Origin of the sequence: Methylobacterium sp. 275MFSha3.1, from assembly GCF_900108435.1 — a bacterium.
Taxonomy (GTDB): Bacteria; Pseudomonadota; Alphaproteobacteria; order Rhizobiales; family Beijerinckiaceae; genus Methylobacterium.
Genome location: NZ_FNWP01000011.1, coordinates 105,807 through 120,870, shown reverse-complemented (window position 1 = coordinate 120,870; position 15,064 = coordinate 105,807). Strand labels below are relative to the sequence as shown.

14 protein-coding genes are annotated in these 15,064 nt (G+C 72.1%); 11 read left to right on the top strand and 3 right to left on the bottom strand.

Annotated elements, in window-relative coordinates; all coding sequences use genetic code 11:
• Positions 1-24: 24 nt before the first annotated feature.
• On the bottom strand, positions 25-951 hold the full coding sequence (locus tag BLW78_RS15115) for a glycosyltransferase family 2 protein (protein WP_091680549.1): 927 nt from the start codon (positions 949-951) through the stop codon (positions 25-27).
• An 808-nt stretch (positions 952-1,759) separates the two neighbouring features.
• On the opposite strand from BLW78_RS15115, the gene BLW78_RS15110 reads away from it, so the two are divergent.
• The 8 genes from BLW78_RS15110 (at position 1,760) to BLW78_RS15075 (ending at position 9,970) form a co-directional block, all read left to right on the top strand.
• On the top strand, positions 1,760-3,268 hold the full coding sequence (locus BLW78_RS15110) for an oligosaccharide flippase family protein (RefSeq protein ID WP_244492281.1): 1,509 nt from the start codon (positions 1,760-1,762) through the stop codon (positions 3,266-3,268).
• A gap of 85 nt (positions 3,269-3,353) precedes the next feature.
• Positions 3,354-4,262 carry a LysR family transcriptional regulator gene (locus tag BLW78_RS15105; protein ID WP_091680547.1) on the top strand — a complete coding sequence of 303 codons (909 nt, stop codon included), beginning with the start codon at positions 3,354-3,356 and terminating at the stop codon, positions 4,260-4,262.
• A 165-nt stretch (positions 4,263-4,427) separates the two neighbouring features.
• Positions 4,428-5,243: a putative hydro-lyase gene (locus tag BLW78_RS15100; RefSeq protein WP_091680545.1), complete on the top strand. Its 816-nt coding sequence runs from the start codon at positions 4,428-4,430 to the stop codon at positions 5,241-5,243.
• A gap of 43 nt (positions 5,244-5,286) precedes the next feature.
• Entirely contained in the window at positions 5,287-6,558 is a 1,272-nt protein-coding gene (locus BLW78_RS15095; RefSeq protein ID WP_091680544.1) for an MFS transporter, read from the top strand.
• Between the two features lie 28 nt (positions 6,559-6,586).
• Positions 6,587-7,348 (top strand): 5-oxoprolinase subunit PxpA, encoded by a 762-nt coding sequence (locus BLW78_RS15090; RefSeq protein ID WP_091680542.1) that lies wholly within the window; start codon positions 6,587-6,589, stop codon positions 7,346-7,348.
• Positions 7,345-8,079 carry a 5-oxoprolinase subunit B family protein gene (locus tag BLW78_RS15085; RefSeq protein ID WP_091680540.1) on the top strand — a complete coding sequence of 245 codons (735 nt, stop codon included), beginning with the start codon at positions 7,345-7,347 and terminating at the stop codon, positions 8,077-8,079. The genes BLW78_RS15090 and BLW78_RS15085 overlap by 4 nt, the downstream gene beginning before the upstream one ends.
• Entirely contained in the window at positions 8,079-9,095 is a 1,017-nt protein-coding gene (locus BLW78_RS15080) for a 5-oxoprolinase subunit C family protein (protein ID WP_091680538.1), read from the top strand. The genes BLW78_RS15085 and BLW78_RS15080 overlap by 1 nt, the downstream gene beginning before the upstream one ends.
• A gap of 86 nt (positions 9,096-9,181) precedes the next feature.
• Positions 9,182-9,970 carry an aldolase gene (locus BLW78_RS15075; protein ID WP_091680536.1) on the top strand — a complete coding sequence of 263 codons (789 nt, stop codon included), beginning with the start codon at positions 9,182-9,184 and terminating at the stop codon, positions 9,968-9,970.
• 7 nt (positions 9,971-9,977) lie between these two features.
• On the opposite strand, the gene BLW78_RS15070 is transcribed toward BLW78_RS15075, so the two are convergent.
• Positions 9,978-11,270: a lytic murein transglycosylase gene (locus BLW78_RS15070; RefSeq protein ID WP_091680535.1), complete on the bottom strand. Its 1,293-nt coding sequence runs from the start codon at positions 11,268-11,270 to the stop codon at positions 9,978-9,980.
• A gap of 154 nt (positions 11,271-11,424) precedes the next feature.
• Here BLW78_RS15070 and BLW78_RS15065 point away from each other — a divergent pair, with 154 nt between their 5' ends.
• The 3 genes from BLW78_RS15065 (at position 11,425) to BLW78_RS15055 (ending at position 13,707) form a co-directional block, all read left to right on the top strand.
• On the top strand, positions 11,425-11,919 hold the full coding sequence (locus BLW78_RS15065) for an SRPBCC family protein (RefSeq protein ID WP_091680533.1): 495 nt from the start codon (positions 11,425-11,427) through the stop codon (positions 11,917-11,919).
• A gap of 151 nt (positions 11,920-12,070) precedes the next feature.
• Positions 12,071-13,483 carry a pyruvate kinase gene (pyk, locus tag BLW78_RS15060; RefSeq protein WP_020093061.1) on the top strand — a complete coding sequence of 471 codons (1,413 nt, stop codon included), beginning with the start codon at positions 12,071-12,073 and terminating at the stop codon, positions 13,481-13,483.
• Positions 13,484-13,578: 95 nt separating this feature from the next.
• Positions 13,579-13,707: a hypothetical protein gene (locus BLW78_RS15055; protein ID WP_012320301.1), complete on the top strand. Its 129-nt coding sequence runs from the start codon at positions 13,579-13,581 to the stop codon at positions 13,705-13,707.
• A gap of 65 nt (positions 13,708-13,772) precedes the next feature.
• Here the strand turns inward: BLW78_RS15055 and BLW78_RS15050 are convergent, their stop codons facing one another.
• Positions 13,773-14,960: a patatin-like phospholipase family protein gene (locus BLW78_RS15050; RefSeq protein ID WP_170855161.1), complete on the bottom strand. Its 1,188-nt coding sequence runs from the start codon at positions 14,958-14,960 to the stop codon at positions 13,773-13,775.
• Between the last annotated feature and the right edge of the window lie 104 nt (positions 14,961-15,064).

Below are 15,064 nucleotides of genomic sequence, written 5' to 3'. Positions count from 1 at the left end.
CGCCTCCCGCCGGCCCGGAGCGCCCTAGGCCCGGGCGGGCGCGCGCGTCAGCAGCGTCCGTGCGCTGTGCCAGGCGAAGGCCAGGACGCCGCTCAGATTGGCGGTCACGATGGCGCGCCATGTCAGGCCGAGCTGCGCGTCGAAGCGCGGACCCCCGACCAGTTCGCGGGCGGCGTTGCGGGCGGACCAGTACAGGTGCTTGATCAGCCACGGGCTGCGGCCGATGTGCTTGGCGTAGAGCGCGCCGTTGCCGAATTGGTAGTTCCAGTGCAGCCGGTCGATCGTGCGCGGGTCCCGGCGCCCGTGGAAGTGCTTGACGCTCATGTCGGGCACGTACTCGACCGCCACGCCGGCCGCCCAGCCGCGGTAGATGAAGTCCGTGTCCTCCGCCGCGCGGAACGTCGCCCCGGGGCCGAACGCCGCGTCGAACCCGCCGATCCGCTCGATGACGGCCCGGCTGCAGGTCATGTTGCAGCCGTGGACGAAGCCGCCGGGATGGGCCGGGTACGTCAGCCGGCTGGCCAGGGCCTCGGTCTTCGTGGTGAAGTCGATGTCCTGGGTCGATCCCAGTTCGACGCGGCCACCGCGGATGACGCTTTCCGTGTCGCCGGCATAGTGCGCGATCAGATCCCGCAGATACTGGTCCGACACGACGCAATCGTCGTCGATGAAAGCGATGATGTCTCCGGACGCGCGCGCGATCGCGGCGTTCCGAGACCCGGCGACACCTGGGCGCGCCTGCGCGAGGAGCAGAACGTCGCGTCGATCGATCGAGACGGACGCGGACCAGCGCTTCAACGCCGCGTCCGTGCCGTCCTCGGACCCGTTATCGACGACGATGATCTCGGCCTCAGCTTCCGGCGCAGCCTCGATCGCGCGGACCACCGAGTCGAGCGTCTGCAGGAGGGACGCGACACGGTTGCGAGTACATACGATGAAGCTGATCTTCATTTGGCATTATTCCATAAATACTGCCAGAATTGCGACCTTCTAAAACGAGTCACAGACAATGTATAGTAATATTATTGCACTTCCTCGATCCGTGCGCCGTAGGGGCGGCTACGCCTTTTGGATGCGGAACCGAATGTCATGCAGTTGTGGCGGCGCAATATCCGGCGTCCCCGACGCAAAGCGACGGCCGCTTGAATTTTCTGCCGCGCTATAGAAAAGTCCAGATCCGCGCCGGAATCGAACGATGATCTCGTTTATTCGATCCCACCGACTCGTCAAGCCGAGAACATCTTGCGGAGATTTACTGTTTCATCGACGATAACGCGGAATAGGGCACGCGCGCGCCGTGACGGAATTCGACTCGTCGGGCCTTTCGACCGGGATTCCAAGGTGTTCCGCAAGGTCTTCGGCCGAAACATCAGATCATCCCGGCCGTGCCGCGCGCCGCTTGCACATTCGTATATCTTCGTTCGGCCTCGGCATACGGTGCTGCCAGCGTGAACGGGGCTCGAAGTGCGTTCGGCAAGATGAATATATTACGTGCCGGTTCGTGACGCGGGCAGATCACGGATATGTCCGCCCGATACAGTCAAATCGGATTCCCGGACTCGGGAGCGGGCGAGTTCTCGGGCCTCTCTGCAGCGCCTGATCTGCACGGCGGCCCGACCTGACCTCGGCCATCGGGCGTGGGCCCGGTCCTCCGATTGGCCAGCTGCCGCGGTCCACCGGGCACTGTTAAGCCGTCCCGACCGATCGCGCCCTGGCCGCCGCCAGCGCCGCCGCCACCCTGTCGCGTCCGAAGGATCCCATGGCAGAACTCCGAGAGGGGCCGGAAGCGACGGCGCCGCCCGCGTTCTCGAAGCGCCGGAGCCTGGCCTGGATGGGATTCTGCCAGGGCGGGTTGTTCCTGGCACAGTTCGGCACCTCGCTGGCCCTCGCGCGGCTGCTGACGCCCCACGAGACCGGCATCTTCAGCCTCGCCGCCGCGATCGCGGGCCTGCTGTCCACGCTGCGCTCCTGCGGCCTGTCGAGCTACATCGTCCGGGCGGACCGGGTGGACGGGGCCCTGCTGGCGAGCGTGTTCACGGTGAACCTGATCCTGTCGGGCGCGGCGGCGATCCTGATCCTGGCCTTCAGCGTGTTCGGCAGCGTCCTCCTGGGCGAGCCGGAGGTCCAGCGCGCCCTGGCCATCCTCGCCGTCGTGCCGCTGGTCGGCGCGCTGGAGTTCCGCCCGGCCGCCATGATCGAGCGGCACGGCAATTTCCGCGGCGTGGCCCTCGTCAACATGCTGCGCGGTCTCGTCGCCAGCGGCGCGATGCTGGCGCTGGCGCTCCTCGGCTTCAGCTACATGAGCCAGGCCTACGGGCAGGCCGCGGGCGCCGTCGCGGCGGCGCTGGCGGCGAACGGCCTCGGCCTGCGCTACGTGTCGCTGCGCATGGGCCTCGCGGGCTGGCGCGAGATCCTGACCTACGGCGGCCGGCTCTTCGCCATCGCGGGGGTCGCGGGAATCGCCGGCCGGATGGGCGACCTCGTCCTCGGGCGGATGCTCGGGCTCAGCGCCCTCGGCCTGTACTCCCGCGCGGCGAGCCTCAACACCCTGATGTGGGACCACCTGCACGTGGTGATCACGCGCATCACCTTCGTGGACCTCGCGAACCAGCAGCGGAACGGGCAGTCCCTGCGCACCTGCTACCTCCACACGCTGCGGATGATCACCGTGCTGCTCTGGCCGGCCTTCGCGGGCGCGGCCGTCCTGGCCGGGCCGATCATGCGCGTCCTGCTCGGTCCGGGCTGGGACGGCGCGGCGCTGCCCTTCTGCCTGCTGTCCCTGGCGGCGATCGTGCTGAGTTCGCTCAGCATGACCTGGGAGGTGTTCCTGATCCGGGACCAGACCGCCCTGCAGGCGCGGTTCGAGTTCCTGCGCCACGGCGCCGGCCTCGTGATGTTCAGCATCGGCTGCCTGTTCGGACTCGGCGGCGCGGGCGCGGCACGGGTCGGCGAGGCGCTCCTGGCCGTGGGCCTCTACCGGCCGCATCTCGAGCGGATGACCGACACGTTCCGGCGCGACTACGCCCCCATCTACCTCCACGCCGCCGTCCTGACCGGCATCGCCGTCGCGCCCGCCGTCCTGGTGATGTCGGCCTGGGGATGGTCGGCCGAGACGCCGCTCCCGAGCCTCGCGGCCGCGATCGCCGCCGGGATCGCCGGCTGGGCCTGCGGCCTCTGGTACCTGGACCATCCCCTCGTCGCGGAAGCGCGCCTGCTGCTCGCGCACATGCGCCCGGCCCGTCCGGCCACGAGCGTGTCGAACCTCTAGCGGCGAGCGGCGGCCGCGCGCTTGCGCTCGCGCGCATCGGGGCGCGATATGACCGAGCACGACGGCGAGGCGGGACGATCGCGGGATGGCGGATTTCCGCAGCTTGGAGGTGTTCTACTGGGTCGCGAAACTCTCGAGCTTTCGCCGCGCCAGTGAGAAGGTGAACACCACGCAGCCGGCGGTCTCCCAGCGCATCGCGGCCCTGGAGCACGAGTACGGGACTCTGTTCGAGCGCCGCAGCCGGGACGTCGCGCTGACGGAGCGGGGACGCCTGCTCCTCGGCTTCGCGGAGCGGTTCCTGGCGCTCCAGACCGAGATGAGCGCGGCCCTGCACGAGACCGGCCGGACGCGGGGCACCCTGCGGCTCGGCGTGTCCGAGACGATCGTGCACCTGTGGTTGTCGCGCTTCATCGAGCGGATGCGCGCCACCCATCCCGGGATCGGCGTCGACATCACGGTCGACATCTCGCCGAACATGCAGGCCGCCCTGGTCGCCGACGAGATCGACCTCGCCCTTCTCGTCGGCCCGATCACCCTGCCGAGCTTCGCCAACCGGCCCCTGTTCAGCACCCCCGTCGCCTGGATCGCCGCGCCTGGCCTGCTGCCGGACGACGAGCCCCTGAGCCTCGGCGCGCTGCTGCACCACCCGCTCATCACCTACCCGCGCAACACCAGCCCCTACGTCGAGCTGCGCGATCTCGTCCTGCAGGAGAACCTCCTGCCGAGCCAGATCCACACGAGCGCCTCTCTGGCCACCATCGTGAAGATGGGCGTGGAGGGCCTCGGGATCTGCGTGATCCCCCCGGCCGTGGTCGAGGCCGAACTGCGTGCCGGCACCCTGCGCGTCCTGCCGGCCGAGCCGCAGCTCTCGGACCTGACCTTCACGGCGATGCACACCAAGCGGCCGGCCCACCACTTCGTGGCGGACGCGGCCCGCCTCGCCCAGGACGTCGCCGAGACCTGGGCCGCCGAGACCTGGGCCGCCGGCCGATAAGTCCGGTTTATCGCGCCCCATTCGCAATCACGATTGGCCTGCTCCGCGGCGCGATGGGATCGTTGCCGCAGGAAATGAATCGCTGAAGCGATCGGGATCTCGCGGAATACGGACGGCCGACGCGGCCGCTCCGGCGCGCGACGACCAGTCAGGGAGATCAACGCGGTGAGCCAGCACGCGGGCGCCGACGGCGCGCCACCTGTCTTCGCCGACGCGGCGGACGCGCGGCGCGCGATCCGCGCGGGTCGGTTCCGGGGCCACACCTCGGGTCTCGTCCCCGCCCACGCGCAGGGCAACCTGATGATCCTGCCGCGGGCCATGGCGGAGGATTTCCACCGCTTCTGCCAGCAGAACCCGAAGCCCTGCCCGATCCTCGGCGTCTCGCGGCCCGGCGCCCGGGCGCTTCCGACGCTCGGGACCGATCTCGACCTCGCCACCGACGTCCCCGGCTACCGCGTCTACGAGGGCGGCGCGCTCGTGGCCGAGCTGCCCGACCTGACCGGCGTGTGGCGGGACGACCTCGTCACCTTCGTCCTCGGCTGCTCCTTCTCGTTCGAGGCCGGCCTGATCGAGGCGGGCATCCCGCTCCGGCACGTCGCCCTCGGCCGCAATGTCGCGATGTACCGGACCTCCATCGCCACCCAACCGTCGGGCCCGTTCCACGGCCCGCTCGTCGTCTCCATGCGGCCGATGAAGGCGGCGGACGCCATCAAGGCCGTGCAGGTGACGGCCCGGATGCCGGCGGTCCACGGGGCGCCGATCCATCTCGGAGATCCGGGCCTGATCGGCATCCGCGACCTCGCGCGGCCGGATTTCGGCGACCCCGTGCCGATCGAGCCGGACGAGATCCCGGTCTTCTGGGCCTGCGGGGTCACCCCCCAGGCGGTGGCGATGGCGGCGCGGCTGCCGCTCTGCATCACCCACGCGCCCGGTCACATGCTGATCACCGACCTCCTCAACCGCGACCTGCCGTTCCTGTGACCATCCCGGCCGCGCGGCGGCCATTCCGCAAAGGAGTTGCGCCATGTGGGTGAGAGACACGAGTCCGGCGGAGCGCCGGGTCCTGGGCGCGGCCTTCGCGGGCTACGGCGTCGATGCGTTCGACTACATGATCTACACGTTCCTGATCCCGACCCTGGTCGTGGTCTGGGGCCTGACCAAGGTCGAGGCCGGCAACATCGCCACCGCCGCGCTGGTGACCTCGGCGATCGGCGGCTGGGCGGCCGGGATCCTCGCCGACCGCTACGGCCGGGTCGTCGTCCTGCAGGGCACCGTCGCGTGGTTCACCCTGTTCACGGTGCTCAGCGGCTTCACCCAGTCCTACGAGCAGCTGCTCGTGACCCGCGCACTGCAGGGCTTCGGCTTCGGCGGCGAGTGGTCGGTGGGCTCGGTGCTGATCGCCGAGACGATCCAGGCCCGCTACCGCGGCAAGGCGGTGGGGCTCGTCCAGTCGAGCTGGGCGGTCGGCTGGGCCTGCGCGGCGATCGCCTTCTGGGCCGTGTTCGCCCTGGCGGAGCCGGCGGTGGCGTGGCGGATCCTGTTCTGGCTCGGCGCCCTCCCCTCGGTGCTGATCTTCTGGATCCGCCGCAACATCGAGGACCCCGAGGTCTACCGGCAGACCCGCGCCGCCATGCGGGACGTCGGCGACACCGGCAGCTTCCTCGACATCTTCTCCCGGCCGCTGATCGGCCGGACCGTGCTGGCGAGCCTCCTCGCGACCGGCATGCAGGGCGGCTACTACGCCGTGACGACATGGCTCCCGACCTACCTGAAGACCGAGCGCAACCTCTCGGTCCTGAACACCAGCGGCTACCTGCTGATGCTGATCTTCGGGTCGTTCGTCGGGTACCTGACCAGCGCGTGGCTCTCCGACCGGATCGGGCGCCGCCTGGGCTTCGTCCTGTTCGGCTTCTGCGCCGGCATCCTCGTCCTGGCCTACACGCTGATCCCGATCACCGACCCGGTGATGCTGATCCTCGGCTTCCCGCTGGGCTTCTTCCTCTCCGGCGTCTTCTCCGGGATGGGCGCCTTCCTGAGCGAGCTGTTCCCGAGCCGGATCCGCGGCTCCGCGCAGGGCTTCTGCTACAATTTCGGCCGCGCCACCGGCGCGATCTGCCCGGCCGTGGTGGGCCACCTCAGCGGTTCGCTGACACTCGGCATCGCCATCGGCGTCGTGGCGGCGGGCGCCTATTGCCTCGTGATCGTCGCGGCGCTTCTCTTGCCGGAGACGGCGGGCCGCGCGCTCGATTCTCGCAGCGCGGATCCGGCCGAGCCGGAACCCGTTGCGGCCCTATGAGACCCGATCGGCACGCGGAGCGGCGGCGATGACCAGCGTGGACCTGAATTCCGACCTCGGCGAGGGCTACGGCGCCTACGCCTGCGGCGACGACGCGGCGATCCTCGGGATCGTCACCTCGGCCAACGTCGCCTGCGGCCTCCACGCCGGCGACCCCGAGATCATGGCCCGGACCTTCGCGCTGGCGAAGGAGCGCGGCGTCGCCGTCGGCGCCCATCCGGGTTTCCCGGACCTCTGGGGCTTCGGGCGGCGGCGGATGCCCTACAGCCCCGCCGAGATCGAGCGGCTCGTCGCCTACCAGATCGGCGCCGCGCAGGCGCTCGCCGCCTATGCCGGCCACCGCATCACCTACGTGAAGGCGCACGGGGCGCTGGCCAACGTCGCCGCCGAGGAGCGGCCGGTGGCCGACGCCATCGCCCGCGCGGTCCGCGCGGTGGACCGGGAGCTCGCGCTGCTCGCCATCGCGCTGACCGCCCAGGTGCCGGCGGGCGAGGCCTGCGGCCTCGACGTCCACCAGGAGATTTTCGCCGATCGCGGCTACACGCCGACAGGCCTCCTGATCCCCCGCAGCGAGCCCGGCGCGATGATCACCGATGCCGGCGAGGCGGCCGACCGCGTCCTCCGCATGGTCGAGGCGGGCGCGATCCTCACGGCCGACGGCCAAGCGCTGCCGACGCCGATCCGCTCGATCTGCGTCCACGGCGATTCGGACCACGCCGTTGCCACGGCGCGGGCGGTGCGGACCCGGCTGGAGGGCGCGGGCGTCACGCTGGCGCCGTTCCGGCCGTGAGCGCGGCGCTGGACGAGCCCCGCCTCCTCGACGCCGGCGAGGCGGCCCTCGTGGTCGAGTTCGGCAGCACCGTCGACCCGGCGATCAGCGACCGGGTCCTGGCCCTCGACGACGCCCTCGGGGCGGATCCGCCCGAGGGGCTGCGCGAGCGCGTGCCGACCTACCGCTCCCTGATGCTGCACTACGACCCGCTGGTGCTCGACCGCGAGACGCTCGCCGAGCGGGTCCGGGCGCTGGTGGCCGGCGCGACCGCGCGCGCGGCGAGCCCGATACTCTGGACGCTGCCCTGCTGCTACGACGCCCCCCACGGTGAGGACGTCGCGCAGGTCGCCGAGCGGAGCGGCCTGACCCCGGAGGCGGTGGTGTCGACCCACGCCGCCACGACCTTCCGGGTCTACATGTACGGCTTCGCCCCGGGCTTCGCGTATCTCGGCGGCCTGCCGAAGTCCCTGGCGGTGCCCCGGCGGCCGAGCCCACGGCCGCCGCATCCGCGCAACGCCATCATGATCGGGGGCGGCCTCGCCGCGGTGGCGACCGTGCCGATGCCGACCGGCTGGTACGTGATCGGCGCGACGCCGGCCCGCCTCTACGCGCCGGAGCGCGACCCGAGCTTCTTCGTCGGCGCCGGCGACCTGATCCGCTTCGAGCCCGTGGATGCCGCGACCTTCGACGCCCTCACGGCGCGCGAGGCGGCGGGCGAGCCCGTGGCCCGCCGCGGGGAGGCGCGCTGATGCCCGCCCTCGTCATCGACTCCGCCGGGCCCGGCATCACCCTGCAGGACGGGGGCCGGCACGGCTACCTGCGCTACGGCATCACCGCCGCGGGCCCGATGGACCCGCTGATGCACGCCGCCGCCAACCGCGCAGCGTCGAACCCCCTCGACGCCACCGCCATCGAGATCTCCACCGGCGGCGTCACCGTCTCGGCGGAGGACGGCGCCTCCGGGCTCGCCCTGCTGGCGCCGGGCTTCCGCGTCGCGCTGGACGGCGTGCCCCTGCCCGACACGGTCGCGCTCACCCTGGAGCCCGGCCAGACCCTCGTCGTGCGGGCCGGCGATGCCGGCGCCTGGGGCTACCTCGCGGTCGCCGGGCGGCTCGACGTGGCGCCGGTCCTCGGCTCGGCGGCGACCCACACCCGCTCGGGGCTCGGCGGCCTCGACGGGCGCGGCCTCGCCGCGGGCGACCGCCTCCCCGTCGCCGAGGGCGGGACGGCGGACGGGCCGCCGCAGCGGCTCGTCGCGCCCTGGCTCGCCCGCGACGGCCGGGAGATCCGGGTCGTGCTGGGCCCGCAGGACGACTACTTCGCGCCCGACCAGATCGAGGCGTTCCTGGCCGGTCCCTGGACGGTCTCGCCGCGGGGCGACCGGATGGCCTGCTTCGTCGACGGCACGCCGCTGAGGCACGCCAAGGGGCACGACATCGTCTCCGACGGCGTCGCCATGGGGGCGATCCAGGTCCCCGGCAACGGCCTGCCGATCATCCTGATGGCCGACCGGCAATCCACCGGCGGCTACCCGAAGATCGCCACGGTCATCGGGCCGGATCTCGGGCGGCTGGCGCAGGTCCGGGGCGGGGCGAGCCTGTCGTTCCGGCACGTCTCGGTGGCGGTGGCGGTCGCGGCGCGCCGCGCCGAGCGCGATCTCCTGCGCGAGGCGGTCCCGCGCGAGCCGGTCATCCGCACGGATTTCGCGTCGGACTTCCTGCTGGGCCTCAATCTCGTCGGCGGCGTCACGGACGGCCGCGCCTGAGCGCTTGGCGGCCGCGCGCGAGCGTCTAGAGTGCGGCCCCGGCCGGTCTGCCCGGCCCGAACCCCGACACAGGAAAGCCCGCACGCATGGCGCACGCCGTGACCGCCCCGGAGACCCCGCCGGCCCGCAGCAACGAGCCCCTGAACGCCGACAGCGTGCGCCGCGCCCGGGTCGACCTCGCCGCCTGCCTGCGCTGGGCCGCCCGCAACGGCCTCGAAGAGGGGATCTGCAACCACTTCTCGGCGGTGCTGCCGGAGCGGCCCGACCTGTTCCTGGTCAATCCCTACGGTCTCGCCTTCGCGGAGGTCACCGCGTCGAGCCTGCTGCTCTGCGACTTCCACGGCAACGTCCTCGAGGGCGACGGCCAACCGGAGGCGACCGCCTTCCACATCCACGCCGAGCTGCACCGGCTGAAGCCCCGCGCCCGGGCCGCGTTCCACACCCACATGCCCTATTCGACGGCTCTGGCCATGCTGGAGGGCGAGCCCCTGATATGGGCGGGCCAGACGGCGCTGCGCTTCTACGGCCGGATCGCGGTGGACGAGGCCTATAACGGTCTCGCGCTCGATTCGTCCGAGGGCCGGCGGATCGCCGAGAGCGCCGGCGAGGCGGACGTCGTGTTCCTGAAGAACCACGGCGTGATGGTGCTGGGCGAGACGATCGCGGAGGCCTGGGACGACCTCTACTACCTGGAGCGCGCCGCGCAGGCGCAGGTCCTGGCCATGAGCACGGGGCGCGCGCTCAAGCCCGTGCCCGAGGCGATCGTGCGGCGCGTGGCGGCCCAGGAGGCGGCCGGCCGCGCCGAGAGCGCCCGCCTCCACCTGGAGAGCGTCAAGCGGGTGCTCGCCCGGGACGAGCCCGCCTTCCTGGCGTGAGCGCCCGTCAGGGCGCGGCCCGGACCCGGTCCAGCAGCGCGGCGTCGGCGTAGCCGTCCGGCGGCAGGCCGACCGATCCCTGGAAGGCGCGCAGCGCCGCCCGCGTCTTCGGGCCGATCTTGCCGTCGATCCCGCCGGTGGCGAAGCCGCGCTCGGTCAGGCGGGTCTGCAGGTCGCGCCGCTCGTCGGCGGTGAGCGGTCGGTCGCCCCGTGGCCAGTCGTGCACCAGGCCCGGGTCGCCGCGCAGGCGGTCCGACAGGAGCGCGACGGTCAGCGCGTAGGCGAGCGCCGTGTTGTAGCGGAGGATCACCGCGAAGTTCGGCTGCAGCAGGAAGGCGGGGCCGCGGATCCCGGCGGGCAGGATCAGAGTCGCCTCGGCCGTGTCCGGCAGGGCGCGGTCGCGGGCGGGCCTCACGCCGAGCGCCCGCCACGCCGCGACGGTGCGGACCGTCGTCTCGTCGGCGAGCGCCGCGTCGAAGGTCTCGGGCAGAACCGCCTCGCTGCCCCATCCCGCGCCGGGCTTCCAGCCGTGGCTGCGCAGGTAGTTCGCCGTCGACGCGAGGGCGTCCGGCACCGAGGTCCAGATGTCGCGCCGGCCGTCGCCGTCGAAATCGACCGCCTCGCGCTGGTAGACGCTGGGCATGAACTGCGTGTGCCCCATGGCGCCGGCCCAGGACCCGGTCAGCCCCGCTTGCATCCGGTCCAGGGGCGCCTGGTTCCAGGCCAGGATCTGGAGCGCCGCCGCCAGCTCGTCGCGCCAGTAGGTCGCCCGGGCGGGATCGCTGCAGCCGAGCGTCGCGAGCGAGCGGACGACCGGCTTCACCACCGCCGCGTTGTCGAGCACCGCGCCGTAACTCGATTCGACGCCCCAGAACGCCACCAGGATGTGGCGGTCGACCCCGTACTTGGCCTCGATGGCCGCGAGCGTGTCGGCGTGCTCGGCGAGCTTGCGCAGACCGGCCTCGACGCGGGCCGGCGTGACGCTGGCCTCGATGTAGTCCCAGATCGGCCGGACGAACTCGCCCTGGCTCTGGGTCGCGGCGATCACGTCCGGGTCGGGGGCGAGCGCGGCGAGCTGCGCCTCGGCGAGGCCCTGCGGCACCGCGCGGGCCGTGACCCAGGCGATCAGGTCGGCCCGGCAGGCCTCGAAGGCCTGCTGCGCGGCCGGCGGCGACGGGTCCGGCCCCGCGGCGAGCGCCGGCACGGCCGCGCCCACGAGGAGTGCGGTGCCGGTCGCCAGGACCGCGCGCGCGGCGCCGTTCCGAGTCGCGGGCCGCTTCCGCGCAGCGCGATCGTCCATGGGTATCTCCGGTGATCCAGATCGGGACGGCGTAGCATAGCGGGCCGGCAGCGACACCTTCGAGACGCGGCCCGTCGCGGCCCGGGGCTCGCCGCAGCCCGGCGGCGCCCCAAGTCGCGTCACACCAGATCGACGGCCCGGAGACCGACCCGTGATGCATCCCGCTTCCCTGACGGCGATCGGCGCGGCCGTCCTGGCCGCCGGACCGGCCAGCGCCCTGGAGGTCACCCGCAGCCGCGACATCCCGGCCCCGCCCGCGGCGGTCTGGGCGCTGGTGGGCGATTTCTGCGCGATCCAGAACTGGCACCCGCAGGTCCAGCGCTGCATCCTGTCGGGCGAGGACGACGATGACGGCATCCGCGCGCAGATCCGCGGCCTCGTGGTGAAGGGCGGCCAGGGCACGATCGCGGAAGTCGAGACCGCGCGCGACGAGACCGGCATGAGCTACAGCTACAGCTTCATCCAGGGTCCCCTGCCGGTGCGCGCCTACAACGCGACGCTGGCGGTCCGTCCCAACGGCGCAGGGTCCACGGTGATCTGGAGCGCGACCTTCGACGCCGAGGGCATGAGCGACACCGACGCCGTCGCCGACATCACCGGCGTGTTCGACGCCGGGCTTGCGGGGATCGCCCGGGAAGCGGCCAGATAGCCGTCCGCCGGATCGGCCAGCCTGGCGAAAAATCGCCCGCCGGCCGCCGCGGGGCCTCGCCGCGGCGCCGTCGCGACCGATGTGAGCGCCGTCGGCGCGACCGAGCGCCCGGCTCGATTCCCAGAGGCAGCCTCAGGAGGCCGAGACCCGCATGCGCCGTCACCGCCACGCCAAGATCGTCGCCACCGTCGGTCCCGCCAGCTCCGCCCCGGACCAGCTCCGCGCCCTGTTCCTCGCCGGCGTCGACACGTTCCGGCTGAATTTCAGCCACGGCCTCCAAGCGGATCACGCCAAGGTCCACGCGGCCATCCGCGCCCTCGAGAAGGAGGTCGGCCGGCCGATCGGCATCCTGCAGGATCTCCAGGGCCCGAAGATCCGGATCGGCACGCTCCAGGGCGGACGGCTCGATCTCCAGGCCGGCGAGACGGTGCGCTTCGTCCTCGAGGGCGCCGACGGCGACAAGCAGGCGATCCCGCTGCACCACCCGGAGATCTTCGACGCCGTCGTGCCGGGCCAGGAACTCCTCATCGACGACGGGCGGGTGCGGGTGCGGGTCACCGGGCCCGAGCGGACCTCCATCACCGCCGAGGTCGTCACCGGCGGGCCGATCTCGAACCGCAAGGGCGTGAACCTGCCGGGCACGCTGCTGGACCTGTCGCCGCTGACCGAGAAGGACCGGGCGGACCTCGCCTTCGGGCTCGACCTCGGCGTCGACTGGGTCGCCCTGTCGTTCGTCCAGAAGCCGTCCGACGTCATCGAGGCGCGGGGGATCATCGGCGACCGCGCCGGCATCATGTCGAAGATCGAGAAGCCGCAGGCGCTGGAGCGGATCGACGACATCATCCGGCTCTCCGACGCCGTGATGGTCGCCCGCGGCGACCTCGGCGTCGAGATCCCGCACGAGGACGTGCCGGGGCGGCAGAAGGAGCTGATCCGGGCCTGCCGGCTCGCCGTGAAGCCCGTCGTGGTGGCGACCCAGATGCTCGACTCGATGGTCAACGCGCCCGCGCCCACCCGGGCCGAGGCGTCGGACGTCGCCACCGCCATCTACGACGGCGCCGACGCCGTGATGCTCTCGGCGGAATCCGCGACCGGCCGCTACCCGGTCGAGGCGGTGGCGATGATGGACCGGATCATCCGGAGCGTGGAGGGTCACAAGCTCTACCACTCCATCGTCGCGGCCTCGGAGCCGGGCGAGGAGGAGACGCCGCCCCACGCGGTGGCCACCGCCACGGCCGACCTCGCCGAGGCGGTGCGCGCCGCGGCCATCGTCGCCTACACGGCGAGCGGGACGACGGCCGCGCGGGTCGCGCGCAAGCGGCCCGCGGCCTCGATCCTGGCCCTGACCCCCAACGTTGCGACCTCGCGGCGGCTGAGCCTGCTCTGGGGGGCGCACAGCGTCCTGACGGAGGACGTCGACAGTTACGAGGAGATGACCTCGAAGGCCTGCCACCACGCCCAGGACGAGGGCTTCGCGCGGCCGAACGACGTCATCGTGGTCACCGCCGGCATCCCGTTCCACACGGCGGGCAACACCAACAACATCCGCCTGATGCAGGTCTGAGGCGCCCGATCGGGCGCCGGGCTGGAACGCGGCCCGCGCCTGACCCGTTGTTGGGGAAGCTGCGCCATTTGGGCGCGATACCGGAGGGCCGACCCATGAACCTGATCGGACGCATCGTCACCAAGATCCTCGGCAACGAGAACCGCCCCGTCGACCGGGACGACCGGAACGCCAGCACGGCGACGCCGCTCGGCCGCCTCGTGACGAAGATCCTGGGCAAGTAGGCGCGTCGTCCGCCCGCGCCATTCGCCGCGCGCCTGAGCCGGGCGCGCGGCGGACCGTTAGGCGGTCAGTTCGCGACGGCGCTGGCGGTCGCCTTGAGCACCGGCGCGGCGGGGATCGAGTGCTGCCAGAAGGTGCCGGTCCGGCCCTTCTCGTAACCGGCGTCGTACAGGGCCCGCATGTAGGCGGTGTCGAAGCCCTTCGCGGCCGACGCCTTGGGGCCGTTCTCGTCGATGTAGGTGAGATTGAAGCCGATGCCGTTGGTGCGGGCCAGCGCGTAGGTCGCCGTCAGCGTCGCGCGGGAGCGGGCGCGGCTCGCGGTGGTGAAGGAGCGCTCGACGATCGAGAGCGTGTTGTCCTTCGTGACCTCGAATTCCGGCTCCAGGCGGCCGTTGATCACCACGTAGATCTCGGCCTTGCCGCCGGTGCGGATCCGCCCGTCGCGCAGCAGCAGGGTCTGCGGCAGGGTGAAGACGGGGGTCACCACCGAGCCGTCGACATGCATCTCCTGGAAGCGCGCGTCGCCGGCCGAGACGTCGATGAACTGGGGCGGGAACACCGCCGGGATGCTGGCCGAGGCCGCCAGCACGTCGCGGAACAGCTGGCGGGCGTTGGGCACCCCGCTCGCCGCGATGGCGCCCATGTTCCAGATCACCGCGCGCTGGGAATCGAGGTTCGTCGTGACGACCAGCAGGCGCCGGCCCTTCGCGTGCTCCTCGGCCACGGCCTTGAGGAGATCGTCCGTGACGTAGCGGTCGATGAGGTTGCGCAGGCGCCCGTCGCCGAACAGGCCCGAGCCGAACAGCACGTTGGCCAGGTTCGGCGAGGCCACCAGCTCGCTGGCGACGCCGCTCGTATAGAACTCGGTCAGGTAGGGGTCGTAGGCCGGGCCCAGGAAGGCGAAGGGCGCGATCAGCGCGCCCGTCGAGACGCCGGAGACCAGGGTGAATTCGGGCCGCTTGCCGGACGCCGTCCAGCCGTTGAGCACGCCCGCCCCGTAGGCGCCGTCGCCGCCGCCGCCCGACAGGGCCAGGTAGGTGAAGCCCTTGAGGCGCCGCTCCGGATTGGCGGCGAGCGCCGCGATCGTGTCCACCGACGCGTCCGCGAAGACGCGCGCGCCGGGGATGCCCGGCACGGTGGCGAAGGCCGCCTGCTCGGCACTGTAGGGGGTCCGCGGAACGCTGCCGCAGGCCGCGACCTGACCCGCCAGCCCGAACGCCACCGCCATGCGCAGGCTGACCTGACGAACACCCATCGTCACTTCCTCGAACCGCGAAACGCGCCCACTCTGCCACACGGAACGAGCTTGGCCGTATCGCCTGTTCCGTCTTAGCCGGCTTCGGAGGAACGATAAGGCCG

What these genes read in the sequence shown, in the direction of transcription:
- BLW78_RS15115 (WP_091680549.1), bottom strand. Translation starts at nt 951, where the DNA reads ATGAAGATCAGCTTCATCGTATGTACTCGCAACCGTGTCGCGTCCCTC.
- BLW78_RS15110 (WP_244492281.1), top strand. Translation starts at nt 1,760, where the DNA reads ATGGCAGAACTCCGAGAGGGGCCGGAAGCGACGGCGCCGCCCGCGTTC.
- BLW78_RS15105 (WP_091680547.1), top strand. Translation starts at nt 3,354, where the DNA reads ATGGCGGATTTCCGCAGCTTGGAGGTGTTCTACTGGGTCGCGAAACTC.
- BLW78_RS15095 (WP_091680544.1), top strand. Translation starts at nt 5,287, where the DNA reads ATGTGGGTGAGAGACACGAGTCCGGCGGAGCGCCGGGTCCTGGGCGCG.
- BLW78_RS15090 (WP_091680542.1), top strand. Translation starts at nt 6,587, where the DNA reads ATGACCAGCGTGGACCTGAATTCCGACCTCGGCGAGGGCTACGGCGCC.
- BLW78_RS15080 (WP_091680538.1), top strand. Translation starts at nt 8,079, where the DNA reads ATGCCCGCCCTCGTCATCGACTCCGCCGGGCCCGGCATCACCCTGCAG.
- BLW78_RS15075 (WP_091680536.1), top strand. Translation starts at nt 9,182, where the DNA reads ATGGCGCACGCCGTGACCGCCCCGGAGACCCCGCCGGCCCGCAGCAAC.
- BLW78_RS15070 (WP_091680535.1), bottom strand. Translation starts at nt 11,270, where the DNA reads ATGGACGATCGCGCTGCGCGGAAGCGGCCCGCGACTCGGAACGGCGCC.
- BLW78_RS15065 (WP_091680533.1), top strand. Translation starts at nt 11,425, where the DNA reads ATGCATCCCGCTTCCCTGACGGCGATCGGCGCGGCCGTCCTGGCCGCC.
- pyk (WP_020093061.1), top strand. Translation starts at nt 12,071, where the DNA reads ATGCGCCGTCACCGCCACGCCAAGATCGTCGCCACCGTCGGTCCCGCC.
- BLW78_RS15055 (WP_012320301.1), top strand. Translation starts at nt 13,579, where the DNA reads ATGAACCTGATCGGACGCATCGTCACCAAGATCCTCGGCAACGAGAAC.
- BLW78_RS15050 (WP_170855161.1), bottom strand. Translation starts at nt 14,960, where the DNA reads ATGGGTGTTCGTCAGGTCAGCCTGCGCATGGCGGTGGCGTTCGGGCTG.